Origin of the sequence: Fictibacillus sp. NPDC058756 (assembly GCF_042746035.1) — a bacterium.
Classification (GTDB): domain Bacteria; phylum Bacillota; class Bacilli; order Bacillales; family Fictibacillaceae; genus Fictibacillus.
Genome location: NZ_JBHYPU010000001.1, coordinates 677,557 through 703,360 on the forward strand (window position 1 = coordinate 677,557; position 25,804 = coordinate 703,360).

At 41.1% G+C, this 25,804-nt stretch carries 32 protein-coding genes; 28 read left to right on the top strand and 4 right to left on the bottom strand.

All coding sequences use genetic code 11. The features are described 5' to 3' along the window. Positions 1 to 183 precede the first annotated feature (183 nt). A complete protein-coding gene (locus ACFW35_RS03255; protein WP_379843759.1) occupies positions 184 to 627 on the top strand; it encodes an SRPBCC family protein in 444 nt (147 codons plus the stop codon). A gap of 98 nt (positions 628 to 725) precedes the next feature. Here ACFW35_RS03255 and ACFW35_RS03260 read toward each other — a convergent pair whose 3' ends face one another. Both ACFW35_RS03260 and ACFW35_RS03265 read right to left on the bottom strand, forming a co-directional pair. Next, positions 726 to 929 carry a hypothetical protein gene (locus ACFW35_RS03260; protein ID WP_077359823.1) on the bottom strand — a complete coding sequence of 68 codons (204 nt, stop codon included), beginning with the start codon at positions 927 to 929 and terminating at the stop codon, positions 726 to 728. 106 nt (positions 930 to 1,035) lie between these two features. Continuing rightward, entirely contained in the window at positions 1,036 to 1,236 is a 201-nt protein-coding gene (locus ACFW35_RS03265) for a hypothetical protein (protein ID WP_379843760.1), read from the bottom strand. A 177-nt stretch (positions 1,237 to 1,413) separates the two neighbouring features. Between ACFW35_RS03265 and ACFW35_RS03270 the strand changes: the two genes are divergently transcribed. From ACFW35_RS03270 to ACFW35_RS03360, 19 genes are all read left to right on the top strand, one after another. Beyond that, positions 1,414 to 1,716, top strand: a complete 303-nt coding sequence (locus ACFW35_RS03270; RefSeq protein ID WP_379843762.1) for a hypothetical protein — start codon at positions 1,414 to 1,416, stop codon at positions 1,714 to 1,716. Positions 1,717 to 1,801: 85 nt separating this feature from the next. Then, positions 1,802 to 2,881, top strand: coding sequence for a DUF4097 family beta strand repeat-containing protein (locus ACFW35_RS03275; RefSeq protein ID WP_379843763.1), 1,080 nt, complete (start codon positions 1,802 to 1,804; stop codon positions 2,879 to 2,881). Between the two features lie 15 nt (positions 2,882 to 2,896). Then, positions 2,897 to 3,088, top strand: a complete 192-nt coding sequence (locus ACFW35_RS03280) for a PspC domain-containing protein (protein ID WP_379843765.1) — start codon at positions 2,897 to 2,899, stop codon at positions 3,086 to 3,088. Continuing rightward, the gene (locus tag ACFW35_RS03285; protein ID WP_379843767.1) at positions 3,089 to 3,463 is read left to right on the top strand and encodes a phage holin family protein; all 375 of its coding nucleotides are present in this window, start codon (positions 3,089 to 3,091) and stop codon (positions 3,461 to 3,463) included. 212 nt (positions 3,464 to 3,675) lie between these two features. Further along, complete coding sequence (locus ACFW35_RS03290; protein WP_379843769.1) at positions 3,676 to 6,087, top strand: immune inhibitor A domain-containing protein; 2,412 nt, start codon at positions 3,676 to 3,678, stop codon at positions 6,085 to 6,087. A 357-nt stretch (positions 6,088 to 6,444) separates the two neighbouring features. Next, positions 6,445 to 6,948: a cytoplasmic protein gene (locus ACFW35_RS03295; RefSeq protein WP_379843770.1), complete on the top strand. Its 504-nt coding sequence runs from the start codon at positions 6,445 to 6,447 to the stop codon at positions 6,946 to 6,948. Positions 6,949 to 7,238: 290 nt separating this feature from the next. Continuing rightward, positions 7,239 to 7,742 (top strand): GNAT family N-acetyltransferase, encoded by a 504-nt coding sequence (locus ACFW35_RS03300; RefSeq protein ID WP_379843772.1) that lies wholly within the window; start codon positions 7,239 to 7,241, stop codon positions 7,740 to 7,742. Between the two features lie 78 nt (positions 7,743 to 7,820). Continuing rightward, the gene (gene hprK / locus ACFW35_RS03305; RefSeq protein ID WP_066292637.1) at positions 7,821 to 8,756 is read left to right on the top strand and encodes an HPr(Ser) kinase/phosphatase; all 936 of its coding nucleotides are present in this window, start codon (positions 7,821 to 7,823) and stop codon (positions 8,754 to 8,756) included. Between the two features lie 22 nt (positions 8,757 to 8,778). Next, entirely contained in the window at positions 8,779 to 9,594 is an 816-nt protein-coding gene (lgt, locus tag ACFW35_RS03310; protein ID WP_379843774.1) for a prolipoprotein diacylglyceryl transferase, read from the top strand. Between the two features lie 16 nt (positions 9,595 to 9,610). Next, entirely contained in the window at positions 9,611 to 10,579 is a 969-nt protein-coding gene (locus ACFW35_RS03315) for a nucleoside recognition domain-containing protein (protein WP_379843775.1), read from the top strand. Continuing rightward, on the top strand, positions 10,554 to 11,195 hold the full coding sequence (gene ppaX, locus ACFW35_RS03320; protein ID WP_379843777.1) for a pyrophosphatase PpaX: 642 nt from the start codon (positions 10,554 to 10,556) through the stop codon (positions 11,193 to 11,195). Before ACFW35_RS03315 ends, ppaX begins: the two co-directional genes overlap by 26 nt. After that, complete coding sequence (locus tag ACFW35_RS03325) at positions 11,196 to 11,711, top strand: acyltransferase (RefSeq protein ID WP_066292629.1); 516 nt, start codon at positions 11,196 to 11,198, stop codon at positions 11,709 to 11,711. An 87-nt stretch (positions 11,712 to 11,798) separates the two neighbouring features. Next, positions 11,799 to 12,389, top strand: a complete 591-nt coding sequence (locus ACFW35_RS03330) for a hypothetical protein (protein ID WP_379843779.1) — start codon at positions 11,799 to 11,801, stop codon at positions 12,387 to 12,389. Between the two features lie 533 nt (positions 12,390 to 12,922). Next, positions 12,923 to 14,392, top strand: coding sequence for a sodium/proline symporter PutP (gene putP, locus ACFW35_RS03335; protein WP_379847366.1), 1,470 nt, complete (start codon positions 12,923 to 12,925; stop codon positions 14,390 to 14,392). 67 nt (positions 14,393 to 14,459) lie between these two features. Next, the gene (locus tag ACFW35_RS03340) at positions 14,460 to 14,597 is read left to right on the top strand and encodes a hypothetical protein (protein WP_379843780.1); all 138 of its coding nucleotides are present in this window, start codon (positions 14,460 to 14,462) and stop codon (positions 14,595 to 14,597) included. Positions 14,598 to 14,605: 8 nt separating this feature from the next. Next, a complete protein-coding gene (locus tag ACFW35_RS03345; RefSeq protein WP_379843782.1) occupies positions 14,606 to 14,749 on the top strand; it encodes a GNAT family N-acetyltransferase in 144 nt (47 codons plus the stop codon). A gap of 211 nt (positions 14,750 to 14,960) precedes the next feature. Next, entirely contained in the window at positions 14,961 to 15,269 is a 309-nt protein-coding gene (locus ACFW35_RS03350; RefSeq protein ID WP_379843783.1) for a hypothetical protein, read from the top strand. A 69-nt stretch (positions 15,270 to 15,338) separates the two neighbouring features. Then, positions 15,339 to 15,821, top strand: a complete 483-nt coding sequence (locus tag ACFW35_RS03355; RefSeq protein ID WP_379843785.1) for an SRPBCC family protein — start codon at positions 15,339 to 15,341, stop codon at positions 15,819 to 15,821. Continuing rightward, positions 15,821 to 16,363, top strand: coding sequence for a histidine phosphatase family protein (locus ACFW35_RS03360; RefSeq protein WP_379843786.1), 543 nt, complete (start codon positions 15,821 to 15,823; stop codon positions 16,361 to 16,363). The genes ACFW35_RS03355 and ACFW35_RS03360 overlap by 1 nt, the downstream gene beginning before the upstream one ends. Positions 16,364 to 16,535: 172 nt before the next feature. Here the strand turns inward: ACFW35_RS03360 and ACFW35_RS03365 are convergent, their stop codons facing one another. Together ACFW35_RS03365 and cax are read right to left on the bottom strand one after the other, a co-directional pair. Further along, positions 16,536 to 17,558: a TlpA family protein disulfide reductase gene (locus ACFW35_RS03365; protein ID WP_379843788.1), complete on the bottom strand. Its 1,023-nt coding sequence runs from the start codon at positions 17,556 to 17,558 to the stop codon at positions 16,536 to 16,538. 122 nt (positions 17,559 to 17,680) lie between these two features. Beyond that, positions 17,681 to 18,736: a calcium/proton exchanger gene (cax, locus tag ACFW35_RS03370; protein WP_379835783.1), complete on the bottom strand. Its 1,056-nt coding sequence runs from the start codon at positions 18,734 to 18,736 to the stop codon at positions 17,681 to 17,683. Positions 18,737 to 19,224: 488 nt separating this feature from the next. On the opposite strand from cax, the gene ACFW35_RS03375 reads away from it, so the two are divergent. Genes ACFW35_RS03375 through hisIE form a run of 8 tightly spaced genes read left to right on the top strand, consistent with a single transcriptional unit; the run spans position 19,225 to position 25,681 of the window. Then, the gene (locus ACFW35_RS03375; protein ID WP_379843789.1) at positions 19,225 to 20,406 is read left to right on the top strand and encodes an ATP phosphoribosyltransferase regulatory subunit; all 1,182 of its coding nucleotides are present in this window, start codon (positions 19,225 to 19,227) and stop codon (positions 20,404 to 20,406) included. Then, complete coding sequence (gene hisG, locus ACFW35_RS03380) at positions 20,406 to 21,050, top strand: ATP phosphoribosyltransferase (RefSeq protein ID WP_379843791.1); 645 nt, start codon at positions 20,406 to 20,408, stop codon at positions 21,048 to 21,050. The genes ACFW35_RS03375 and hisG overlap by 1 nt, the downstream gene beginning before the upstream one ends. Further along, positions 21,047 to 22,318 carry a histidinol dehydrogenase gene (gene hisD, locus ACFW35_RS03385; RefSeq protein ID WP_379843794.1) on the top strand — a complete coding sequence of 424 codons (1,272 nt, stop codon included), beginning with the start codon at positions 21,047 to 21,049 and terminating at the stop codon, positions 22,316 to 22,318. Before hisG ends, hisD begins: the two co-directional genes overlap by 4 nt. Further along, the gene (gene hisB / locus ACFW35_RS03390) at positions 22,319 to 22,912 is read left to right on the top strand and encodes an imidazoleglycerol-phosphate dehydratase HisB (protein WP_379843796.1); all 594 of its coding nucleotides are present in this window, start codon (positions 22,319 to 22,321) and stop codon (positions 22,910 to 22,912) included. Continuing rightward, the gene (gene hisH, locus ACFW35_RS03395; RefSeq protein ID WP_379843797.1) at positions 22,913 to 23,554 is read left to right on the top strand and encodes an imidazole glycerol phosphate synthase subunit HisH; all 642 of its coding nucleotides are present in this window, start codon (positions 22,913 to 22,915) and stop codon (positions 23,552 to 23,554) included. After that, positions 23,551 to 24,282 carry a 1-(5-phosphoribosyl)-5-[(5-phosphoribosylamino)methylideneamino]imidazole-4-carboxamide isomerase gene (gene hisA, locus ACFW35_RS03400; protein WP_379843799.1) on the top strand — a complete coding sequence of 244 codons (732 nt, stop codon included), beginning with the start codon at positions 23,551 to 23,553 and terminating at the stop codon, positions 24,280 to 24,282. The genes hisH and hisA overlap by 4 nt, the downstream gene beginning before the upstream one ends. Then, positions 24,282 to 25,040, top strand: a complete 759-nt coding sequence (hisF, locus tag ACFW35_RS03405; RefSeq protein ID WP_379843801.1) for an imidazole glycerol phosphate synthase subunit HisF — start codon at positions 24,282 to 24,284, stop codon at positions 25,038 to 25,040. The genes hisA and hisF overlap by 1 nt, the downstream gene beginning before the upstream one ends. Next, complete coding sequence (gene hisIE, locus ACFW35_RS03410) at positions 25,037 to 25,681, top strand: bifunctional phosphoribosyl-AMP cyclohydrolase/phosphoribosyl-ATP diphosphatase HisIE (protein WP_379843802.1); 645 nt, start codon at positions 25,037 to 25,039, stop codon at positions 25,679 to 25,681. Before hisF ends, hisIE begins: the two co-directional genes overlap by 4 nt. Positions 25,682 to 25,804: the final 123 nt, after the last annotated feature.

The following is a 25,804-nucleotide window of genomic DNA, read 5'->3' on the forward strand; positions in this document are numbered from 1 at the left end:
GTTTCACTCATAAGTGTCTCACCTGACCGCCAGTCCCGCAGGAGTCTCGCACCTTCCTCTTCAATCAACTTTTCAGTGAAGTACTTCAAAACCTCTCTGTGGCAAAAATCTTTTAGCCTTTAAATTCTTACAGGAGGTGAGTTTGTATAATCAAGAAAAATTTATAGAAAGGTAGGAAAAGATATGCCTTCAATTACACATAAAACATATATTAAAGCTGATCAAGAAGAAATATTTCAAATACTTACAACTTCTGAAGGTTGGAATGCTTGGTTCACGGATAATACTTCTATAAAATTAATACCAGAAGGAACTGGTGAAATTCGATTAAGATGGACTGAATTCGGCAGTAACAAGGAAAACATTGAAGATGGCGGCAGAATTCTTGAAGCAATCTCAAATAAATCATTTATATTTGAATGGTCACCAGGAGAAAAGAAAACAACCGTATCTTTTAAACTGGAACCTTATAAAGAAGGAACATTAATCATTCTTGAAGAGAAGGGATATTCAAATTCTGAGAAGGACTTAAATGCCTGTATAGGCTGTGCTGCTGGTTGGGGAGAAGCAATGATGCTTTTAAAGATATACATAGAACACGGAATTGTTTATAAACAAGATTTATAACCTGATGTTTTATTAATCGAAAATTCGTGTTAGTTTAGTATGAATCAAAAACCCAATCAAAAACAGTGCCCCAATTAATTTGGAGCACTGTTTCGCTTTCATTTATATTTTTTCTCACTTGACGAAGAATCTTTCGTCCCCTTCTTATCTTTTTCTTCACGTTTTTCTTGTTTCAGATCTTCCATCGGAATCGGGTCTACATTTTTTTCGCTTTCAAATTTATCAAATAAGCTTTCTTTATCTGTATCGTATTGTTCAGGATTGTCCATTTTTCCTCTTTGTTTTTTCTTCTCTTCAGACATTAGACATCACTCCTGTTCCTGTTTATACGTATCATTCCCTTTTTTACTCGAAATTCAAACAATTTCTCCTCAAATCGACAATTTTCGTATAAAATAGATTAGTGATTTATTTCCATATCCTAGAAAGAAGTTTGTATACTACATAATTAATTGCTGCAGCAACAAACGAGCCGATCACACCGGCAAGAATTCGATCAGAAACACCTAAATCCCTATCATTTTCGGTCATAACACCGAATACAATGCTAGTGATCATTAGCATGGTTAATACTATAAAAAGTACCTTTAAGGTTTTAATATTTTTCAAATGGAAGACGCTCCCTTTGGGGTTTTTGTCATTATCATACGGAATTTTAGAAGTTATGTCGAATGGGTATAGGGAAAAAGGAAGTTTGTTTCATGAGGTCGAAGTAAAAAAAGGCACATGCCTTTTGCTTGCATTCATGTTCGGTTTTCTTTTTCATTCAAAGCAGGAGGTCATGTTATGAAAGAGGGCACGAAAAAAGCAGTTTCTGCTATATGTTATTTTAGTTTGTTTTTTGCACCGTTTCTTTTTCCGATCGTCGTTTACTTAATTGTAGATGATTCTGAAGTAATGGAGCATGCAAAAAAATCATTTTTATCGCACTTATTGCCAATTGTCGCAGTACCGCTAGGAATTATTATCGTTTTTGAAACACAATATCATTTAACTGCAATCATAATCAGCGCACTCATTTTTGGTACTTTGACATTAATTGTGACCATCTGGAATATTGTTAAAGGGATAAAGGTTATTCTCTCATAAATCGTACAAGTAATACCGGAAAAGTTTCAGACACCTTAGAATCAGCCGGCGCCGGTGACGGAATCCAAAAGGGAGGCGTCAATGCATGGAAGAACGGAAAATGATTTTAAACATGTTAAACGAAGGGAAAATTTCAGCGGAAGAGGCTGAAAAATTGCTATATGCCTTAAATGACAAGAAGAAAACGCAAATCAGCTCACTGAGTCCTATCAGTCTAAAAAAGAAAGCCGTGAACGGAGCAACGGCTGTGAAGCTTCCGTCATCCGGCTATAAAGTGGCAAAGTTCTTTGATCGTGTCGTTAAACGGATTAAGACTGTTGATTTTGATTTGAACTTTGGACCATCAGAGCCGGTAAATTATGTTTTTCAAGACAGCCATGTGATGTTTCAGGAGATGGACATTGAAGTCTATAATGGATCAGTTACGATTGTGCCATGGGATCGAAAGGATGTACAAGTTGAATGTGATGCCCACGTTTACAAGGTGCCTGAAGGGTCTTCTGCAAAAACAAAGTTCAGAAATGAGACGTTCTATGATTGTGACGCAACAAAAATGCGTTTTTATTCTAGGAACAAACATCAAAAAGTGAATGCCGTTATCTCGGTTCCAAGAGATTCATATGATGTAATTAAAATTACGACTTTTAATGGTCCTGTAAAAATCAGTGATTGCCAGGCAAAAACACTAACCGTAAAGACGACAGTTGGAGCAATTGCCGTAAATAATTGCTCTGGAGAAGCAGTCAAAGCAACAGCCGCAAATGGTTCATTAACACTAAAAGACTGTGAGTATAAAGACGTTGAAGCAGACACGATGAATGGTCCAGTCCGGCTTACAATTGACGCTTCACAAGTACGTTCTGAAACCATTAACGGATCGATCTACTGCCGTTTTGCCTCACCTGTTGAAGGGTATGCATCTTTTAAGACGGTGACGGGAAAAATAGAAACTGAATTCCCGGAAACACTGGAACTTGATGCGGTACTGAAAACGATTGTCGGAGGATTTATTTGTGACTTTGATTCTGTAGAAGTTAGAGAAGAGAAAAAGGAAGTCACGCGAAAATTTCTCTCTTTTATTGCGAATAAAGGAACAACATGGCCGCCGTTCAAGCTTGAAGCTGAGGCAAAGACAGGTTCAGTTGCGGTGTTAAAAGCCAAATAGAGGTGATTTTATTTTATGAAAAAGCTTAAACGGTCTAATGATGCGAAAATCGCTGGAGTTTGCGGCGGACTCGCTGAATATATGAATGTTGACCCGACTGTTGTACGTCTCGGAACAGTAGCTCTTGCTATTTTTACAGCGGTCTTTCCTGTAGGACTATCCTACATTATCGCAATGGCAGTCATGCCTGAAGAAAGCGGCGTTTAAATGAAAAGCTGGCTGGCGTCCTTATTAATTAATACGATTGCTTTAATGGTTGTCGCTGGGTATTTCGATGGATTTCATATCGAAAATATCAGTGCTGCACTATTAGCCAGCATATTGTTGTCGCTGTTTAACGTTTTCTTAAAACCGATTTTAGTACTTTTGACGCTGCCAGTGACTATTATTTCTTTAGGATTATTTCTTATCGTAATTAATGCAGCTCTTCTTTCACTTACAGCTGAATTGATGGGTGACTCCTTTAATATCGATGGATTTGGAATGGCACTTCTTGCAGCCATTATCATATCCTTGCTCAACATGTTCCTGACAAATTTTATCTTGGAGCCTATGAAGAAAAGAAAAAAGAAAATAAAATAATTATTCGACACCTCTTATTAAAGAGGTGTTTTTTTTTCGGGAAAAAAGCAATGTTTTTAATGTAAAAATAAGTACAAAGAACTAGTACAAAAAGCACAATTCGTTCTTTTTGTAGTACAAAAGACCAATTTAAAATGATGGATAATATGGTAAATTTTAATAGCAAAACAAATCTGAATATTTACATTATTCAACAGGAGGGGTAGTTATTCATGGGGAAGAACAATAGGTCTTGGGGGAAAGCCTTGCTTGCTACAAGTTTGTCGCTTGGACTAGCTTCGTCATCTTTGTTCGCGGGGTCAGTGGATGTTAAAGCACAAACAGCATTAGATGAAGTATTAAAAGGAAAGCACAGTCACTCGCATTCTAGTCTTGATCTAGCTATCGTTAACGAGGAGAAATTACTAGAATCGCTTATCAAAAGAGGAGTGATTTCAGAGAACGCTTCTGCTAAACAGAAGGAAGCAGCTTTACATAATTACCTTGAACTTAAAGGGAAAGAAATTGAAGTGAAAGGAAATGATCCACTTGCTTCAAAAGCAAAAGCTTCTGAAGCAGAAAGGCAACAAAAATTTAAAGATTTCAACAATGGGTTATTAAACGGAAAAGGTAATAAAAACGGTCATCTTAAAGGTAATCCAGATCCGGTAAAAGAATCTGTATACACAGACGCTGTTAGAAAAGATAAAGTTCTTGTTCTTAATGTAGAGTACTCTGATGTTCCTCATAATACAATTAAAGAGGGGGAAACAGATAACTACTATAAGGATTATAATCTAGGACATTATGAAGATATGATCTTTGGCAGTAACGGTGTTAAAGGTCCGAATGGAGAAGACTTTGTTTCCATGAAACAGTTTTATGAACAGCAATCCGGTGGTTCATATACAGTGGAAGGTAAAGCTTACGGATGGTTAAAGGTTCCTGGTACGGCAGCTTATTATGGTGCTGATAAGGCTAGCGGTGGCCATGATAATGTAACACCTGGTGGATCTAAACAATTGGTGAGAGATGCATTAAATGCTGCTAAAGCAGCGGGTGTTCCTTTACAAGACTATGATCAGGAAGATATCCATGATTTAGATGGTGATGGAAACTTACGTGAGCCAGATGGTCTTGTAGATCACTTAATGATTATTCACGCTGGTATGGGACAAGAAGCTGGCGGGGGTTCACTTGGAGATAATGCAATTTGGTCCCATCGCTCAGCTTCATTTGTTGATCCTGACGGTTTAGGTAAAGGGCTTCCAGGTTTCTATGATTACACAATGATGCCTGAAGATGGTGCGGTAGGAGTTTTCGCACATGAATACGGACATGATCTTGGTTATCCGGATGAATATGACACAATCTATTCTGGTACAGGTGAAGCAGTTGCTTATTGGTCAATCATGGCAAGTGGATCCTGGGCTGGAAAAATCCCAGGAACAGAACCAACAGGGTTCTCACCATTAGCAAAATCATATTTGCAAGGTTTAATGGATGGAAACTGGACATCTACGGTTAATGTAGACTGGGAGGATGTTTCATCTAAGGGAACTCAATTCTTATTAGACCAAAGTAACTCGCCAAATGGTCAAAATAATCAAGCTATTAAAGTGAATTTGCCAGAAAAGAAGGTACCTATTAACACACCTGCAGCAGGTTCTTATGAATACTGGGGCGGTCAAGAAGATGAAATCGATACAAATATGGTAACGAATGTTGATTTAACCGGGAAAAATTCTGCTACATTAACATTTGATGCTTGGTATGATATCGAAGAACAATGGGATTTTGCGTTTGTACAAGTTTCAACAGACAATGGTGCAAATTGGAAGTCTCTTAGTAATGCTAACACTCGCTCAGACGTTGTACTTGAAGGATATCCGACAATTTTAGATTCTATGCCTGGTTTTACGGGTAAGTCAGATGGTTGGAAGAAACAAACCTTTGATCTTTCTGAGTATAAAGGACAAAAAATCCAACTGCGCCTTCGGTATGCTACAGACTGGGGGACAAGCAATACTGGTTTCTTTGCAGATAACATCAAGGTAACTGCGGACGGTACTACATTGGTAGAAGATGGTGGCGAAACAAATGCAAGTTCTTTTGAATTAAATGGATTTACAAAGTTCGATGGAAATAAATATGCGGATCATTACTTTTTATTAGAGTGGAGAAACCATGCTGGTGTTGATATGGGTCTTAAGAATATTCGTCGTGGGCAATCTCTGATGAGCTATGATGGAGGATTAGTAGTTTGGTATATAGATCCAACACTTACTAATAACTGGACAGGAGAACACCCTGGCGAAGGTTTCGTTGGAGTAGTGGATGCTCACGTAAATACAGATTTACAATGGAACGTTTTTGATAAAGAACCAGTTCAAGCAAGCACACGTTTCCACATTGCTGATGCTGCATTTGGTTTAAATCCTACATCAGGATTAGATTTAATCTATCCTACCCAAACATTATCGCTTGCAAGCCAGCCAGCTGTATCGCTATTTGATGATAGCCAGTCATATAAAAACATATTTATGCCAGATGCAGGACGAAAAATTGAAAATTACGGCTTAAAGGTTCGTGTAAACGGACAAGCGAAAGACAAATCCGTTGGAGCTGTAGTTATCTACAAATAATATCGAATACCTCTCGCCAAAAGCGGGAGGTATTTTTATATCCACTTTAGTTAAAATGTGGTAAAATAAAACTAATCTGTTTGAAAGAAAGGAACTTCAGTGACCTGTATGCCAACATATAATCTGTAATGGAAAACAATTGGATCGCTTCTCATCCGTTAAAAAACAACTCGTTTTTGACCACGGGAGAAGTATGTCTACATCCCATTACAGAGGAAATACAGCGAACTGCAGTCCGTTGCGTTTTTTAACGATGCGTTCCGAGCCCTCCTTGTTATAGGGGGGGCTTTTTTTCGTTCTGCAAGACTTTCAAATAGAAGTTGTATTCCCTCGCTACTATTACGAGGTGAAATCATTATGCAAACTAAACAATATTCCATTAAGCTCAATAAAAAACAGGAAGCCGACACAGTGAAAAAACAATGCAAGATGTGTGGAAAGGTCACGATTTTTACAGATACGACGATTCGAAGACATAATGCGAACGGTAAAAACATCTATCAGTTTGCGATTTATAAGTGTCCGAAGAATCATTCGTGGAACAAAAAGCTCGATATTTATAAATCGTTTACCAATCACGTCGATCCTGCGACACTTGTTCCTTCTGAGTTTGAGCCGATAGAGGAGGGTAAAAAGATATCTCTTTCTGTATCAGGCAACGAATCCTATGAAATTAACATTACAGGAGCTGAGGGGAACTTCCGGTTAGACCGTACGCTTGCCGAACATATAGAAGGATGGAGCCGTACAGAAATAGCTCAAAAGATCAAAAGCGGCACTATTCTTTTAAACAAATGTTTAACGAAACCGAGTCAAAAGCTAGCTGTTCATGATAAAATTTCAATAACTATAAAGAAATAAGGCTGTTTTCATAAACTTTGTTGCTATTGGAAGTGTTGATTTCCGTTCCAGGTGCTCGCTTTCCGCGGGGCAGGCGGTGAGCCACATTCGTACGTTTCACTCATAAGTGTCTCACCTGCCCGCCTGTCCCGCAGGAGTCTCGCACCTTCTACTCCAATCAAATGTCATAGAAGAAAATAAAACGAGGTTTGAAAGCAACATTCTTATAGAAAATAACTAAAAATAAACAACAAATCCAAGGCCGTTTGTACTTTTCAAACGGTCTTCATTTTTGAAAGGGGCAAATCAAAATGGAAACAGAACGTCTTCAATTCAGGTGCTACACAAATGATGATTTTCCGTTTTTTGCCTCATTATGGGGTGATCAGGATGTTGTTCAATTCATCGGAAAAGGTGTTACAAGATCTGCAGAGGAAGCTCAAAAAAGTTTTAAAGAATGGCTTCTGCCAGGTTATCGGGAAGGAAGAGGCCTATACCTTATTATCCATAAAGAAACAGAGCAGCCAATAGGTCATGCAGGAGTTGTTCAGCAGGCGGTGGACGGCAAGAAAGAATTCGAAATTGGTTATTGGATTGCTAAGGAATATTGGGGAAACGGATATGCGACTGAAGCTGCTGCATTTTTTAAACAGTATGCATCTCAACAACTAGGATTAAAAAGACTCATCTGCCTCATTCAGCAGCAAAACGAAAGATCTGTTAATGTCGCTCTAAAGCTGGGCATGAAACATGAGAAAGATACTGCATTTAACACGATTCCTGTAAATGTTTATGCTTGGACTTCTGACCAATAAATTTCAGGCGCTTGCCTTTGGTTAATACGGTTGTGAAGTGATACAATAGAATCATTGGAAAATGTCAAGGAGGATCCTATGGCGAAGGTACATATTCATGAATTAATCAATAAGTTTCAACTAGAGCTCGTCAGTGGTGAGGAAGGCATCCACCGCACGATTCGTACGAGCGATATTTCACGCCCTGGTCTAGAGATGGCTGGGTATTTTACTTTTTATCCGGGAGAGCGTCTTCAGTTATTAGGAAAAACGGAGCTGTCATTCATTTCGGAGCTGGATCCTGAAACGCGTATGGAAAGATTGAGCCTGCTGTGTACAGATGAAACGCCTGGAATCATCGTGTCACGAGATATCGAGGTACCAAAAGAGCTATTGAAGGCTTCACACAAAACAGGTGTGCCAATCATGCGCTCACCTGTAACGACGACACGTCTTTCAAGCCGCATCACGAACTTTCTTGAGAGCCGTCTCGCACCAACGACTGCGAAGCATGGTGTGCTTGTCGATATATATGGTATTGGTGTGCTTATTACCGGTAACTCTGGAGTTGGTAAGAGTGAAACGGCGCTTGAACTTGTAAAGCGCGGTCACAGACTCGTTGCTGATGATTCTGTTGAAATCCGCCAGGAAGATGAAGATACTTTAATTGGAAGCGCACCTGAACTGATTCAGCATCTTTTAGAAATTAGAGGTCTTGGAATCATCAATGTGATGACGCTGTTTGGTGCTGGAGCGATCCGTAACTATAAAAAGATCTCCATTGTGATGAATCTTGAAGCTTGGGATTCTAAAAAGGTGTATGACCGACTAGGATTGGAAGAGGAGACAACGAAAATCATCGATACAGAGATACCGATACTTACGATTCCTGTTCGTCCTGGGCGGAACTTAGCGGTAATTATTGAAGTAGCAGCCATGAACTTCAGGTTGAAGAGAATGGGTATGAACGCTGCGCAGCAATTTTCCGAGAGGCTGACGGATGTAATCGAAGCTGGAGACGATGACGATCTATAAGAACTAAAAGGAAGTGGAGAATGTGGAACAAACGATTCAGCCGTTGGACCGTGTAGCGCTCGAGTTAGGCCCAATCACGATATATTGGTACGGACTTATCATTGGTTTAGGTGCAATGCTCGGGCTATGGCTCGCAGTGAGAGAATCAGAGCGCCGGGGGCTTGCGAAAGACACATTTGTAGATGTGGTCATGATTGCTGTTCCTGTTGCGATTCTTTGTGCAAGACTTTATTATGTTGCGTTTGAATGGGACTTCTACAAAGATAATCCTGGCAAGATCTTGGCCGTGTGGGAAGGCGGCATCGCTATTCATGGTGCACTGATCGGTTCTTTCTTAACAGCTCTTATCTTTTCTAAAAAAAGAGGGATCTCGTTCTGGAAGCTTGTTGATATTGCGGCACCTAGTATTCTGCTCGGTCAGGCGATCGGCCGCTGGGGCAATTTCATGAATCAGGAGGCTCACGGCGGACCTGTTACAAGAGATTTCCTGGAGTCACTGATGCTGCCAGATTTTATCATCAATCAGATGTACATTGACGGAACGTATTATCACCCGACTTTTTTATATGAATCTCTTTGGAGCTTCGCGGGTGTCATTCTTCTTCTTTATTTACGCAGAGTAAACCTTCATAGAGGGGAACTGTTCTTAACATATATTATCTGGTACTCAATCGGTCGTTTCTTTGTGGAAGGATTGCGTACAGACAGTTTGATTGTTTGGGATACTTCTCTTCGAATCGCCCAAGTAATGAGCTTAATCTGGATTGTTGCTGCAGTCATCATCTGGATCTATAGAAGAAAAACAGGCATGGCTGAAAAAAGATATTTGGAGAGCTAAGGGAGGCGAATGAAAAGTGGAGACGTTAAAAAAAGGCACACTTGCAGGCTTGAAAACCACTTGGACGCTTGGGAAAATCATATTCCCTGTAACACTGATCATTACATTATTAAGCCATACACCTGTGCTGGATTGGCTCATTTCAGCAATCGCACCAGCGATGAAGTGGATCGGACTGCCGGGTGAAGCGGCTATTCCGTTAGTACTCGGGAATTTTCTTAATCTCTACGCTGGTATAGGTGGGATTTTGACTCTTGATACATTAACGGTTCAGGATGTTTTTATCCTTGCTGTCATGCTATCGTTCTCTCATAACCTATTTATTGAATCAGGTGTTGCAGCGAGTGTCGGCATTAAATTATGGGTGATCTTGCTTGTACGTGTCGGATTGGCTCTGTTTTCCGCATTTATGATCAATCTTTTTTGGGATGGCGGAACGGAAAAGGCTCAGTATGGTTTTATTTCAATGCCTGAAGCTGCACCGAACGGATGGGGAGAAATCACCTTAACCGCTCTTGAAAAAGCGTCACTGGGCATTCTTCAATTAGCCGTTATCGTGATTCCGCTTATGATTGTCATGCAGTATTTAAAAGACAAAGGTTGGCTGAACCGGTTTTCGAACTGGATGGCGCCCGCTATGAAACTTTTAGGTATGAAAGAAAACACGTCCATGACGATGGCGGCAGGGCTTACTATCGGCCTTGCTTATGGAGCTGGGATTATGATGCAGGCAGCGAAAGAAGACGGAGTTTCAAAAAAGGACCTCTATCTAGCATTTATTTTTCTAGTAAGCTGTCATGCTGTTGTTGAGGATACATTGGTTTTTGTTCCGCTTGGTATCCCGGTGTTACCGCTTCTGATTATCAGGGTTGTAACAGCTGTTGTTCTTACTATTCTGGTCGCATTTATTTGGAACAAGCTAGAGCGGAAAAATAGTTTAAGAAAAGAGGAACTGCAACATGAAACGAGACACCATACTATTTGATCTGGACGGAACGCTGATCAACACGAATGAGCTGATCATCGCTTCTTTTCTATATACGCTTGATAAATATTTTCCTGAACAGTACAACCGTGAGCACATCCTGCCATTAATGGGAACTCCGCTTGTCGAAACGATGGAACTATTTGATAAGGAACGTGTTCAAGATCTCGTTCAAACCTACAGAGAGCATAACATCGCACATCATGATGAACTTGTAACAGAGTTTAAAGGAGTTTTTGAAACAGTAGAAGAATTGTATAAAAAAGGCTACAAGTTGGGCATTGTAACAACTAAAATGAGAAACACGGTTGAGATGGGTCTTAAGCTTACAGGGCTTGATAAATTCTTCGAAACCGTTGTTACACTTGATGATGTTGAAAAAGCGAAACCCGATCCAGAGCCCATTCAAAAAGCGCTAGCATTGCTTCAATCCACACCAGAACGAGCAATCATGGTAGGTGACAGCAAGTACGATATTCTTGCTGGCCAGAATGCCGGAACACAGACAGCTGGCGTTTCGTGGACGATTCGAGGCAATGATTATTTGCAGCAGTTTAATCCGGATTACATGCTGAATGAAATGACGGATTTGCTGGATGTTTTAGGAGAGAGATAAGTGCGTGATACAGAGCGTTATCCTGTAAAAGGCAGGAACTCGTTATATCAGGTATATGATACGGTGCCATTTTGGAAAGTCGTGAAAAATTTCGTAGCCATACAAGCCGCTAGATACACCCCCTTTTTGCCGATGAAAAATTGGCTGTACCGCACTTTTTTAAGAATGAAAGTCGGTGAGGGCACAGCTTTCGCCTTAATGGTGATGCCGGACATCATGTACCCTGAGCGGATCACGGTCGGGAAGAACTGCGTGATCGGCTATAATACAACGATTCTTGCTCATGAGTATTTAATAAAAGAATATCGCCTCGGCGATGTGATCATCGGAGACGAAGTGATGATAGGAGCTAATTCAACAATCCTTCCAGGTGTTACGATAGGTGACGGAGCGATTGTATCGGCCGGTACGCTTGTTCACAAAAGCGTCCCCGAAGGTTCATTTGTCGGAGGCAATCCGATGCAAGTAATTTATACAAAAGAAGAGCGATCCAAGAGGGAAGCGGAAAACATCTAAATTTGTCGGATGTTCCCCTCTTGGGTTTTCTGAAATTTCGTCGTATACTTAAATCAGGCAAAAAAGCGAAAGCTGGAGGCGCATACCATGAGAAGGAAATCATTCTCGATCGTTTATATGAAGAATTCATTTAAGATTGGACACCTAGTAGAAGACAACTGCCAGTCTCAGCATGCACCGAAAGCAGCACATCCAGAAAACAAGGCCGAACAATTAGCAGCCCGTGATACGTACCGTTTCCGCACGGCTGTTTCAAAAATGAAAGGCAGCGGCCTCGTTAAGCATTATGAACTTCAAAGCACACGTGCAAAGCTGGTTTTTTACGGTGATTTTTCTACCTACAAGCGTTACGTACCCCATACTTCGCTTACACGCGAACATTTTCAACACTACTTTGGTTCAGAAGATTTAATCTGTGAATTTCTCCTTGATACTTCTATTTATTTATTTAAAGAACTCCATTTTTTAAACGAGATCCAACTAGATATTCCGAGTCACGGCAAACTGTACACAGTCGAGCTGACCAGACAAGAGATGGATCACTACATGAACTGTGAACTCACTGAGATGAAGGATGGTCATCATCATCGTTTCTTCTACATCTACCGCGATCAGGAGCTGGATCAGTTCACGAATCAATTCGTAAAAGTGAAGCGTTTAAGACGTAAAAAGCTATAATAGTATTCTGCGAAAACTGGCGCCCAAACGCCTTATGAACTGGGTGTCGGTTTTTTTGTTGTTTTGTAAGAGGGTGGAAGCAACTTTTATCATGAGTGGGCACGACGAAATTTGTCGAGGATTGTAGACTCGGGGATAAACAGCAAAAATTTTTGGATTCAGCACTAAAATTTTTGGGTTCGCCGCCTGAATTTTTGGATTCACAGTCGAATCTCGTGGATTGAATGATTTTTTGTAGGATTATGGTTAACTAGACCTCTATTTGGATACTCTTACACCCCCTTTGACCGGTCATCTGAAGCTTGGCGTCCGCCAAGTCACCTAATTGTGTTCGATTTTGTTGCCAATCTACTCTGAATCGGTACTTTTTTGAACACATTTTTCTTTTAAAGCGCCTTAGACAGAGTATTTCCAAAAAAATTATATTCCTTTTGTCGAAAAATGTATTTATAATAAAAATGTTCCTTTTTCTAATTTTTAAAAAAATGAAAGCGTTTTAACAACATGAGAGAGCAGGAGGAAAACTGGATATGATGGATTATGGTGTTATTTTTTCAATCAGTGTTTATATGATTGCTATGGTACTTATTGGTCTGTATGCGTATAAAAGAACATCCAACCTTACAGATTATATGCTTGGCGGAAGAGATCTAGGTCCAGCTGTCACTGCATTAAGTGCAGGAGCTTCAGATATGAGCGGCTGGCTGTTGATGGGACTGCCCGGTGCTATGTATATGTCTGGAGTAAGTGCAGGATGGATCGTAGTAGGTCTATGTATAGGTGCTTATTTAAACTGGTTATATGTTGCACCCCGATTAAGAACGTATACAGAAGTATCAAATAATTCAATTACGATACCGGATTATTTTGAGAATCGATTTAAAGACACATCTCGTATCTTAAGGATCACTTCAGCTTTTGTAATTATTATCTTTTTTACTTTTTACACATCATCAGGAATGGTTGCTGGAGGCCAGCTTTTCGAAACTGCTTTTGACACGGGCTATATGTGGGGAATGATTATTACAGCTGGTGTAGTTATCATTTATACACTGTTCGGTGGTTTTTTAGCAGTAAGCTACACAGACTTTGTTCAAGGTGCAATCATGTTTCTTGCGCTCATTCTTGTTCCCTTTGTCGCTATTTTGGAAGTAGGCGGTTGGAATACAACTTTTAACGAGATTGATCGTGTAAGTCCTGCTTTGCTGGATGCTTTTACGGGGACAAGCTTGATTGGAATTATCTCATTATTGGCGTGGGGTCTTGGATATTTTGGACAGCCTCATATCATTGTTCGTTTTATGGCAATCAGCTCTGTAAAAGAAATGAAGAGTGCGAGACGAATCGGAATGGGATGGATGATTTTCTCAATCGTAGGTGCGATGTTTACTGGTTTGGTTGGGATCGCTTATTTCAACCAGTCAGGTGCACCTTTGAATGAGTCAACAGCTGAAACGGTATTTATCTTACTGTCTGATGTATTGTTCCACCCAATCATTACTGGATTCTTATTAGCTGCGATTCTAGCTGCTGTAATGAGTACCATATCTTCACAATTACTAGTAACGTCCAGTGCGCTGACGGAGGATTTTTATAAAGCGTTTGTTAAACGTTCAGCGTCTGATAAGGAACTCGTATTCATTGGCAGATTAGCAGTTTTAGTCATCGCAGTTATCGCATTTGTATTGGCGATTAATCCCAGTGAAACGATTCTAAATCTTGTTGGTTATGCATGGGCAGGATTTGGAGCTGCGTTCGGACCAGTCGTGTTATTAAGCCTATATTGGAAACGCATGACAAAATGGGCTGCTTTCGCTGGCATTATTGTAGGTGCTGTCACTGTAATCGTGTGGGAGCTTATCCCGGCGTTTGCCGAAGTGTATGAGATCATTCCAGGTTTCATCGCATGTACACTTGCAATCGTGGTAGTCAGCCTGATGACTAAGGAACCTAGTGCAGAAATTCAAGAGGAATTTGAAGAGTCGAAAAGATTAGCAAGCTAATAATAAAAAAAAGAATCTCTCTGCAGTCAGGGAGATTCTTTGTATTTATAAAGTGAGGCGAAGTGTTGTGAACATTCAATACATGCGTGTTCAATCTATTCCTGAAGAGCCGATATTGGATAACTTAATAGATTTGCATGAACGTATTTTCGGCAAGTCAGGCAATTTGGTCCACAAGATGAAAAGTAAGCCGGCCTTCTGGTGAACATTGCTTTGCAAGATGGCAATGTCATTGGATATAAAATGGGGTATGAGTCAGATAAAAGAAAGTTTTATAGCTGGCTTGGCGGTGTTGATTCCCAGCATCGAGGACAAGGAATTGCAGCAAAACTAATGAACAGCAGCATGAGTATTTGAAGGAGAACGGCTATCACATCGTTCAGACTAAAACGATGTATAAGTGGAGAAGCATGCTGATCTTAAATATCAAATCCCGGTTTGATATCAAAAGTACCTACACGAACGAAAAAGGATTACATAAAATTATTTTAGAAAAAAATTTGGTTGAGTAAACCAGATGTAACATTCAACAACACCCGCATATGATGAAATAAGCGGGGTGAATGACATGGGTATAAAAGATAAAGTGAAGCAGTGGTTTTTAGGGCCGCTTTATACGCAGGAGTCATTAATACCAATCGAAAATCGGGAACAGTTCACGTATAGTTTGAAACTTGGCTGTCCGGTTATTTTTACAATGAGAGACGGATACGGGCTCATTTTGTTTGAAGAAAGAGATCAGCTAGGCATCGTGTACTTAAAAGACGTTTTCGGTGTAAATGAGGATTATCGCAACTATTTTACACTGCCAGACCTCATCGCCTTTTTCAAAGATCATATGAGTGAAGGAATTTCTTTTTATGCGTGGAATAACTAAAGTATAAAATGAGCAGCACCTCACTTTGTGGGGTGTTGTTTTTGAATCGTTTGAAAGTGAGAGATGGCAATGCCAGTCATAAAGCATCAGGAATACATAAAAGCACCTATTGAAGTTTGCTTTGACCTTGCCAGAAATGTAGACATACACACAGTGACCACATCCCATACGAAGGAAAAAGCTGTGGGAGGAGTTACGTCTGGGCTGATGGAGAATGGTGACTCAGTTACATGGGAAGCCGTACATTTAGGGGTTAAACAACGGCTGACTGCAAGGATCATTGAAATGGACAGACCTTATCGATTTGTTGATGTGATGGTGAAAGGTGCTTTTCATTCCTTCAGACATACACATACTTTCGTGATGAAAGACAAGGGGACTGTGATGACAGACCATTTTGATTATAAGTCGCCATTTGGCGTGATTGGAAAATTAGCAGATCGACTTTTCTTAGAAAAATATATGACGGATTTTCTTGTGAGGCGAGCTAAAGCTTTAAAAGAGATAGCGGAGAATGATTCAAAAATAGATAAAGAGCAGTGGGTGGAATAATGAAAATCGGGTTGGTCAGACATTTTAAAGTAACAAGGGGATATCCAACAGAGAAATGGATCACTCCTTCAGAATTTGATCAATGGATGAAAGAGTATGAAGAATCTGATGTGGAAGAATCGGAAGTTGATCTTGGAGGGATTGAGTGGCGGAAATGCTATGTCAGTACCGTTCGACGAGCAGAGATTACAGCTGAAAAAATCTATAACGGTGAACTGATTAGGACTGATGAGCTTAGGGAAATTGCTGTATATCCTTTCTTTAAGCGGGACATTAAAATCCCGATGATTCTTTACCCATTGTGCATCCGAGCGGCTTGGTTCTTTAATCACAAATCACAGCTGGAACGCAGGACAGATGTGGAACAGCGTATTTCTAAAATCGTTGATCGAATTTTAGAAGAGAGTGAGGAAAATGCGCTAATCGTAAGCCACGGTGCACTTATGATGTTTATGAGGAAAGAACTGATCAGACGCGGATTTAAAGGACCAAAACTTGGACGCCCTGAAAACGCGAAGCTTTATTTGTATGAGAAGGTATAGAGAGATGAACCGCGATATGTCGCGGTTTGGTTATATTGTTTTTAACGTGGGATTCTTTACTGCAAAAAGCTGATTCCCGCACCTTAAAAGGGTAGCGGAAACCAGCTTTTTTCTCATTTTTCATTTAAAATGTAACCTTATGTGTAACAAATACCTCTCATTTGATCCCTTTTTATTGCGCTGCTTTCACAAATTCCTCCATCATCTCGTAGCTCATCGGACCGATGTGTTTTTCGCGAATGATTCCTTTTTTATCTACAATAAAAGTGGTAGGGATCGATACGGTTTTGTACAGATTTCCGGCTTTACCTTCAGTATCTAGCAGGATAGGGAAGTTAATCTTATAATCATCGGCAAACTGCTTCACTTCTTTTTCTGAATCACTATCAGTCAGGTTTACTGCGAGAATTTCGATTTTTTCAGATGAGTGCTCATTATAATACCGCACCATCTCAGGCATTTCTGCGCGGCATGGCGGACACCATGTTGCCCAAAGGTTAATAAACACAACATTTCCTTTTAGATCCGAAAGCCTTATTGAATCTCCATCAATCGTTTTAAGGTCAAAATCGGGTGCTTTGTTCCCTGGTTTTATGCCCGTAGCAACCGTTTCAACAGCTGCAGCGTCCTCTTTTTTGCCGCCAAGCGGAGTATTGTTAATGACTGAAAAGAAAAGAGCAGTCACAAGCATAGAAAGAACGGTTTTTTTGAGCTGAAATGATCCATATGTGTAAAGATAAAAAGCTAGAATTATAAAAAATAAAGAGATCAGACCGTCTGCTGCTACTGTTTCGGATGCAAAATGTGCGCCGTAATAGACCGCAAAGAATATCGTCAGGCCTAAAATACCGCTATAAAAAATTCGGTTTCTATCGAGCTCTCTTTTTCCTGCTACTCTTAATAAATAGAGAACGGCTGCAATAATGCCAAGAACGACACCTGTTTCACCACCGTTAAAATACAAAAGATTAAACGGATGTTTAAAAGTGAGAACCGGATGCAGGATTACATAGGTAATTTTCCATACAAACCAGCAGATTACAACGGAATTAATTAGAACATCGAGAAGCCGTTTTTTATCAGGTTCTTTTCTTAATTTCACATTCAATATTCCATATGCGATCAAAGCAGAGCCAAGAATCGCAAGCCAAACTATTTTTACCGGAAAAGAGCCAATTGAAATGTAGTTCTCCATCATCGCACCGTCCCTAAACTTGTCCTTATTCTAAACTTTATCAAAGTTGTCCCCTTTTTATTCCTAATTTGCTCAAAAGAAAAACGGCAAAGGATTAATCCTTCACCGCTAAAAGAATCATTTTATAGAAGGTAAAATCCGACACCCATGATGAGATAGGCTGCTAGTAGTGTCAGTCCTTCGAACCAGTTCGTGTCACCGTCGTTGGTTAAGGAGATGGTCAAGAATACGGCCAGGACCATCGCGACGAGCTCGGGAAGCGTGAACACGAGCGCCATCGATTTCTCAAAGAAAAGCGAGATCAATACGAGAACTGGAGCAACGAACATGGCAATCTGCAGAGTTGAGCCGATTGCGATTTCGACAGCTACGTTCATTTTATTCTTATAGGCCATAATGATCGCAGAAGCGTGCTCTGCGGCATTTCCGACGATCGCAACGATAATTACCCCGATGAATACTTCACTCCAGCCGAGTGTTTCTCCAACCTCTTCGAACGTATGAACCAATTTTTCGGAAACATAAGCAACGGCAACTGTTGAAAGGGCCAGGATAATAAGTGCTTTCATCTTGCTCCATTCTGCTGTTTCGTGTTCATGCCCCTCATCGTGTTCTGACTGATAAACACCACGGTGTGTAACGAGTTTGAACAGCAATGCGGCAATGTACAAAACAATCATGATAACAGAAACCCAAACGCTTAATGTGAGTGAATCGGCATCGTTCAGTTTATAGGAAAACACCTCAGGGAAAACAAAAGCGACAACAACACCAAAGATGAGCAATCCAGCGTTATGACGGGCATCATAAACATTGAACTTTTGCTGTTTAAATTTTAATCCTCCGACAAAAAAGGACAGTCCTCCTACGAGTAAAAGGTTTCCTAGTACTGAACCCGTTAATGATGCTAATACTACACTTATGAGTCCAGCTTTTAAGGCAAAAATAGAAATGATAAGTTCAACGGCATTTCCGAAAGTGGCGTTTAAAAGTCCGCCGATCCTGGGTCCAGCAACAATGGCCAAGCTTTCTGTCGCGCGGCCCATATAACCCGCCAGTGCAACGATGGTAGCACAATAGATCACAAATAAAATAACGGCCGGCCAATGCTGCATGCTGCCGAAAACAGATAGCGGCACACCAATTATGATGGCAAGTAAAAAGATGCGATTAAACAAGACGCATTCCATCCTTTCATATGTATGTATTATTTTTTACATACTATTCCCTGAAATCGAATTTCTTAACTACAAGATTTTCGGGTATATCGGTTGACATGTTTCAAGGGTACGTGTACACTAACAACTAAATCTTTATCATGGTAGTATATTAGCGAACTAAAGCGTTTGAACGTTTTTACTTGAATTGCTTCCTTGATTTGTTGATTGGAGCGCAAGGTGCGAGACTCCAGCGTGCCAACCACCTGAATAAACTTCTTGCAAGGCATGCGACGAGGAACACGCAGCGTCAGAATTTACTTGTAGACGCAGGAGCACACAGACTTCCTTGTAGGTGAGACTCCTAAAGGCGCAAAGCGCGAGGAGGCTCACCGCCCGCCCCGCGGAAAGCGAGCAACCTGGAGCGGAAATCAACCACTTTCAAGAACACCAATGATTACGAAAACTACTCATATAAAATAACTTCACATATAAAAGGATGAAGGAAAATGTCTAAACCATTTGTTTTTGAAAAGCCTGCAGGCATGCGGGATACACTTCCTGCTTTTTATCAAAAAAATGAAGATATCAAAAATATAATAAAAAAAGAGATGGAGTCATGGGGATATCAGTTCATTCAGACACCTACACTGGAGTATCACGAAACAGTTGGGGAAGCGTCAGCTATTCTGGATCAGCAGTTGTTTAAACTTCTCGACATGGAAGGGAAAACACTTGTTTTACGTCCTGATATGACAGCACCAATCGCACGTGTGGTTTCTTCGAGTATGAAAAATATAGCTTATCCACTTCGCCTTGCCTATAGTTCACCTGTTTTCCGTGCTCAGCAGCGTGAAGGTGGAAGACCGGCTGAATTTGAACAAGTAGGGATCGAACTGATCGGTGAGGGCACATCCAGTGCAGAAGCTGAGGCACTTGCTTTAATGACGGAAGTGATCCAAAAGAGCGGAATCCGTTCTTTTACAGTAGCTGTAGGTCATATCGGTTTCGTACAAGAGCTTTTAGCAGATATTTTGGGAAACGATAGCAGGGTTGCAGAGCTTCTTCGTTACCTTAATGAGAAAAACTATGTAGGTTATACCTCTCATGTAAAAGAGCTTCCGTTATCTTCTATTGATACACTGCGCTTGTTAAAGATTCTTGATTTAAGAGGCGGAATTGAAGTGCTGGATGAAGCCTCTGCATTGGCTCCCAACATGAAGGGACAGCAAGCTTTAGAGGAACTAAAAACGTTACACAAACTGCTGCAGGATTATGATGCTGCACAAAATATCGTTTTCGACTTTACGTTGTTTAGCCACATGAGCTATTACACAGGCATCGTTTTTGAGGGATATGCAGCTGGTATCGGTGCGCCGATCGCAAGCGGCGGCAGATACGACGACCTTCTGAGTCGTTTTGACCGTAAAGCGCCAGCAATCGGATTTGCGATTCGAATGGATTATTTTATAGAAGCTTTGGGAAGCAAGAATGACCCTATTAAAAAACAATGCATTTTGTTTACACCTGAACGCAGAAAAGAAGCACTGCAATTGGCGAAATCCAAAAGATCAAAAGGTGGAAACATAGTGATGCAAGACCTATCTGGTGTTAGAAATGTCGATGAGTTCAGCAAACGATTCGATGAAATTCATTATTTGATCGGAAGACAGCAAGGAGAGGACTTGTAATGAGTACAGTTTTAACGATGGCGATGCCTAAAGGAAGAATATTTGAAGAAGCAGTCGACCTGTTAAGACAAGCAGGCTATCCGCTGCCTCCTGAATTTGAAGAATCACGCAAACTGATCATCGATGCACCTGAAGCGGGGCTTCGATTCATTCTCGCAAAACCGATGGATGTTCCTACATATGTAGAGCATGGTGTAGCGGATATCGGAATCGCTGGCAAGGATGTAATGCTTGAAGAAGAGCGTGATGTTTACGAAGTGCTTGATCTGAAGATTTCAGCCTGTTATTTAGCTGTTGCAGGTTTGCCAGGCGGGAACTATCAAAAAGTGGCTCCAAAAATTGCTTCGAAGTATCCGAATGTTGCTTCTCATTATTTCCGAGAGCAAGGTCAGCAAGTGGAAGTGATTAAATTGAACGGCTCTATTGAGCTAGCACCGTTAATTGGGCTAGCAGACCGCATAGTAGATATTGTTTCCACGGGACGAACGCTGAAAGAAAATGGTTTGGTTGAGCTTGAAAAAATTGCAGACATTACATCGAGACTTATTGTGAACCCGGCAAGCTACAGACTTCATGCGATGAGAATCAACGAACTGGTTGAACGCATGCGTAAACTCGTAGTGAACAAGGGGGATGTCCAGTGAAAATCCAGCCTGTATCTAAATTGAAAACGTTAGAGAGAAGTGTTGAACAAAATACTGAACAGCAGCGAAAAGCAGTTTTAGAAATTTTGCAGAATGTTAAACTTGAAGGTGACAAAGCACTTTTAAACTACACTGAAAAATTTGATGGTGTTTCGCTGAGTTCACTTGAAGTAACAAAAGAGGAAATTGATGAAGCTGTTGCATCTCTTGATCAAAAGATGATCGATATTATTTCTGAAGCGGCTGCAAACATTCGGGAATATCACGAAAAGCAGAAGCGCCAGTCTTGGTTTTTTACAAGAGAAGACGGAACGATGCTCGGACAAAAAGTAACACCTATAGATTCTGTGGGAGTTTATGTGCCGGGCGGAACAGCTGCCTATCCTTCATCTGTACTGATGGGTGTCATTCCGGCCGCTGTAGCTGGTGTTGAAGAAATCATACTTGTATCTCCTCCTGGGAAAGACGGAAAGCTTCCTGCAGCCGTTTTAGCAGCAGCTTCAATCGCTGGCGTTAAACGGATGTTTAAATTGGGCGGCGCTCAAGCGATCGGTGCACTCGCATACGGAACAGAAACCGTACCAAAAACGGATAAAATCGTTGGTCCAGGAAACATTTTTGTAGCACTGGCAAAGCGTGAAGTGTTCGGTGTTTGTGATATTGATATGATCGCGGGTCCAAGCGAAATTGCCGTTCTTGCAGATGAAACAGGGAACGCTAAGTACATTGCAGCTGATTTGCTTTCCCAAGCTGAACACGATCCTCGTTCTGCAGCATTTTTAGTAACGACTTCCAATGATCTTGCAGAAAAGGTTGCGGCAGAAGTAGAAAGCCAGCTTTATGACCTGCCTAGAAAAGAAATAGCTGCTCAAGCCGTACGAGATTACGGAGCTATTTATATCGTTGATTCACTCGAGGAAGGTGCCGAAGTCATTAACCGGATCGCACCGGAACACTTAGAAATTATGACAAAAGATCCAATGAGTTTGCTCGGAAAAATCAAGCATGCTGGAGCGGTTTTCCTTGGTGAATACAGCTCTGAACCAGTGGGAGATTATTTTGCGGGCAGCAATCACGTTCTTCCGACAAGCGGAACAGCACGTTTTTCAAGTCCGCTGAATGTGGATGATTTTACGAAAAAATCTAGCGTGATCCGCTATAGTGAACAAGCAATGAAAGAAAATGGCCATAAAATTTCTGCATTTGCACGCTTAGAAGGACTTGAAGCTCACGCGAGAGCAATCGATTACCGACTGGAGGACAAATAAATGGAAAATAGACGTCAGCATACGATCGAACGAAATACGAAAGAAACACAAATTAGCTTATCACTCGATATAGATGGAGAAGGGCAAGCTGACATCCAGACTCCTGTACCATTTTTAAACCATATGCTTGATGCGATTGCACGTCACGGACATTTCGATTTAACCGTGAACGCAGCTGGTGATGTGGAAATTGATGACCATCACACGACTGAAGATGTTGGAATCTGTCTTGGACAAGCGATTCAAGGTGCATTAGGTGATAAAAGAGGAATAAAGCGTTACGGAAACGCCTTTGTACCGATGGATGAAACATTGGCTCAAGTAGTAATCGATCTTTCAAACCGTCCACATTTAGAGTTTCGTGCAGAGTTTCCAAGTCAAAAGGTCGGTTCGTTTGATACAGAACTCGTACATGAATTCTTCTGGAAACTGGCGTTAGAAGCACGAATGAACCTGCATGTGATTATTCATTATGGAACAAATACGCATCATATGATCGAAGCGGTATTTAAAGCTTTTACAAAAGCACTGGACGAAGCCACACAGATCGACCCGCGTGTTAAAGGAGTGCCTTCAACGAAAGGAATGTTATAGATGATCGGAATTATTGATTATGGAATGGGCAACCTTCACTCTGTCTGTTCCGCATTAAAAAGAATCGAACAGCCTTACATTCTTTCTGGCAATCCAGAGGAACTCCATGAAACAGATGGCTTGCTGCTCCCAGGGGTTGGATCTTTTAAAGATGCAATGAATGAGCTTGAGGAAACAGGACTTATCAATTTTATAAAAAAAGAAACAGAGAACGGAAAACCGCTTATGGGAATCTGTTTAGGCATGCAGCTTCTGTTTGAAGAAAGTACAGAGAACGGGTTAACGAAAGGGCTCGGACTTCTGCCCGGGAAAGTAGATCGTTTTAGCGGTGTTACAGCTGAAGGCAAAACCTATAAAGTACCTCATATGGGATGGAACAACCTTCACTTTTTACAAAAAGAACAGCCTCTGTTAAAAGGGCTGGATGAAGGCTACGTATATTTTGTGCATTCATTCGTCGTTCAAACAGATGATAGAAACGTCTTAGCTGCTGCAGCACATTATGAAGATGTGGAAGTGCCAGCTGTTGTTGGACGCGAGCATATTATGGGTACGCAGTTTCACCCTGAAAAAAGTTCAGAGACAGGCATGGGGATGCTGACAAACTTTTGCCGTTTCGTTGAGGAGGGAAAACAAAATTGAGTTCATTTACACTCTATCCTGCGATTGATATGCGTGGCGGAAAATGTGTAAGACTTTTGCAGGGTGATTACAACCAGGAGACCGTTTATGGTGATTCACCGTTTGATATGGCAAAGCAGTTTACGGATCAAGGTGCCGAATGGATTCATATGGTAGACCTCGATGGTGCTAAGGACGGAAAAAAAGTAAATCATGAACATGTCATTCGTGTGGTTAAAGAATTGCCTGCAAAAGTGCAAATCGGCGGCGGTATCCGATCGATGGATGACGTTTCTTATTATTTAGATGCAGGAGTTGACCGCGTTATTTTAGGGAGTGCTGCGGTTTCCAATCCTGAGTTTGTACGAGAAGCATTAAACCGTTATGGCGGATCAAGAGTTGCGATTGGACTTGATGCGAGGGGTGGCTTTATTGCAACTGAAGGCTGGATTGAAACTTCACACATCATGGCGGTTGATCTCGCAAAAAGACTTGTAGAAGAAGGCGCTGAAACGTTTATTTTTACTGATATCTCTAAAGACGGCATGCTGCAGGGACCTAATGTAGAAGCGATTGGTGAACTCGCACGCATTACAGGAAAAGAAGTGATTGCTTCAGGCGGTGTCAGCTCCATTGATGACTTAGTGAGCTTAAAGAAAGATGAGCGAAACATCGCAGGAGCGATTATCGGAAAAGCCCTCTACACTGGACGCTTTACTCTTTCAGATGCGTTAGGAAGTGTGAAGTAATGCTTACAAAACGAATTATTCCTTGTTTAGATGTAAAAGATGGCCGGGTTGTAAAAGGTATTCAGTTTTTAAACTTAGTAGATGCTGGAGACCCTGTCGAGCTTGCCAGGTTTTATGATAAGGCAGGCGCAGATGAACTCGTATTCTTAGATATCTCAGCCAGCCATGAAGGACGGGATACGATAGTTGAAGTCGTGGAACGTGTTGCCGCTGAACTTGCCATCCCTTTTACAGTCGGAGGCGGAATTAACAAACTAGAAGATATGAAAAGAGTATTAAGAGCAGGTGCTGATAAAGTCTCAGTGAACACAGCAGCAATTTTAAGACCCGAACTGATAACCGAAGGATCTGATTACTTTGGCGCCCAATGTATCGTAGTTGCAATTGATGCTAAGTATGATGAAGAACTTGGATCATGGCGTGTATATACCCATGGGGGACGCAAACCCACTCAATGGGAAGTCACTGAGTGGGCGCAAGAGGCAGTTAAGCGAGGTGCTGGTGAAATTCTTTTAACCAGCATGGACAAGGATGGAGAAAAGTCTGGATTTAACCTTGCTCTTACAAAAGCAGTCAGTGAAGCAGTGACTGTTCCTGTAATTGCATCTGGCGGCGCCGGAAACGCTGATCATTTTTATGATGCGTTCACAGAAGGTAAAGCAGATGCGGGTCTTGCCGCTAGCATTTTTCATTATAAAGAAACATCAATCGGAGAGCTAAAGTCAGAATTGCAAAAGTTGGGGGTGTCTGTACGTTGAAATGGAAAAAGTTGAAATTTGACGAAAACGGGCTGATTCCTGCTGTAGTGCAGGATTATCAGTCAAAAGAAGTTTTGACCGTCGCATACATGAGTGAAAAGTCGCTCGAAAAAACGGTCGAAATCGGCGAAACTGTATTTTTTTCAAGATCACGAAATAAATTGTGGCACAAAGGTGAAACGTCCGGAAATACACAAAAAGTAAAGAGCATCCGATACGACTGTGACCAGGACGCATTAGTGGTTTTAGTTGAGCCCCAAGGACCAGCCTGCCACACAGGAACGTACAGCTGTTTTTCAGAGACACTTTATAGCGCAGACGAAAATCATGATGGACCAAGCCCTGATAGATACGCAATTTTAAGTGAGCTTCAGGAAATCATTGCGCAGCGAGAGCATGAAATGCCTGAGGGAGCTTACACCACTTATCTTTTCGAACATGGAGTAGATAAGATTCTTAAAAAAGTTGGGGAAGAAGCGGGAGAAGTCATCATCGCAGCGAAAAATCGTGACCCTGAAGAGCTGAAGTGGGAGGTTTCCGATCTTCTTTATCACGTATTGGTGCTTTTGCAGGAGCAAAAGGTACCTTTGGACGATGTTTTAGCTACATTGAAGGAAAGACATACAAAAAAGGACAACTGAGGAGCGAATTCTCGGTTGTTTTTTTTTGTTTTGATAGCGGATATGTGCGCTCGCCGGGATTTATGCTCGCCCTTCTAGATTCCGCTGGCCTGCTGTAAGCTCGGTTCATCAGATCTATATCCT

Coding starts and splice junctions, on each gene's coding strand:
- ACFW35_RS03255 (WP_379843759.1), top strand. CDS start 184: ATGCCTTCAATTACACATAAAACATATATTAAAGCTGATCAAGAAGAA.
- ACFW35_RS03260 (WP_077359823.1), bottom strand. CDS start 929: ATGTCTGAAGAGAAGAAAAAACAAAGAGGAAAAATGGACAATCCTGAA.
- ACFW35_RS03270 (WP_379843762.1), top strand. CDS start 1,414: ATGAAAGAGGGCACGAAAAAAGCAGTTTCTGCTATATGTTATTTTAGT.
- ACFW35_RS03275 (WP_379843763.1), top strand. CDS start 1,802: ATGGAAGAACGGAAAATGATTTTAAACATGTTAAACGAAGGGAAAATT.
- ACFW35_RS03280 (WP_379843765.1), top strand. CDS start 2,897: ATGAAAAAGCTTAAACGGTCTAATGATGCGAAAATCGCTGGAGTTTGC.
- ACFW35_RS03285 (WP_379843767.1), top strand. CDS start 3,089: ATGAAAAGCTGGCTGGCGTCCTTATTAATTAATACGATTGCTTTAATG.
- ACFW35_RS03290 (WP_379843769.1), top strand. CDS start 3,676: ATGGGGAAGAACAATAGGTCTTGGGGGAAAGCCTTGCTTGCTACAAGT.
- ACFW35_RS03295 (WP_379843770.1), top strand. CDS start 6,445: ATGCAAACTAAACAATATTCCATTAAGCTCAATAAAAAACAGGAAGCC.
- ACFW35_RS03300 (WP_379843772.1), top strand. CDS start 7,239: ATGGAAACAGAACGTCTTCAATTCAGGTGCTACACAAATGATGATTTT.
- hprK (WP_066292637.1), top strand. CDS start 7,821: ATGGCGAAGGTACATATTCATGAATTAATCAATAAGTTTCAACTAGAG.
- ppaX (WP_379843777.1), top strand. CDS start 10,554: ATGAAACGAGACACCATACTATTTGATCTGGACGGAACGCTGATCAAC.
- ACFW35_RS03330 (WP_379843779.1), top strand. CDS start 11,799: ATGAGAAGGAAATCATTCTCGATCGTTTATATGAAGAATTCATTTAAG.
- putP (WP_379847366.1), top strand. CDS start 12,923: ATGGATTATGGTGTTATTTTTTCAATCAGTGTTTATATGATTGCTATG.
- ACFW35_RS03350 (WP_379843783.1), top strand. CDS start 14,961: ATGGGTATAAAAGATAAAGTGAAGCAGTGGTTTTTAGGGCCGCTTTAT.
- ACFW35_RS03355 (WP_379843785.1), top strand. CDS start 15,339: ATGCCAGTCATAAAGCATCAGGAATACATAAAAGCACCTATTGAAGTT.
- ACFW35_RS03360 (WP_379843786.1), top strand. CDS start 15,821: ATGAAAATCGGGTTGGTCAGACATTTTAAAGTAACAAGGGGATATCCA.
- ACFW35_RS03365 (WP_379843788.1), bottom strand. CDS start 17,558: ATGGAGAACTACATTTCAATTGGCTCTTTTCCGGTAAAAATAGTTTGG.
- ACFW35_RS03375 (WP_379843789.1), top strand. CDS start 19,225: ATGTCTAAACCATTTGTTTTTGAAAAGCCTGCAGGCATGCGGGATACA.
- hisG (WP_379843791.1), top strand. CDS start 20,406: ATGAGTACAGTTTTAACGATGGCGATGCCTAAAGGAAGAATATTTGAA.
- hisB (WP_379843796.1), top strand. CDS start 22,319: ATGGAAAATAGACGTCAGCATACGATCGAACGAAATACGAAAGAAACA.
- hisH (WP_379843797.1), top strand. CDS start 22,913: ATGATCGGAATTATTGATTATGGAATGGGCAACCTTCACTCTGTCTGT.
- hisF (WP_379843801.1), top strand. CDS start 24,282: ATGCTTACAAAACGAATTATTCCTTGTTTAGATGTAAAAGATGGCCGG.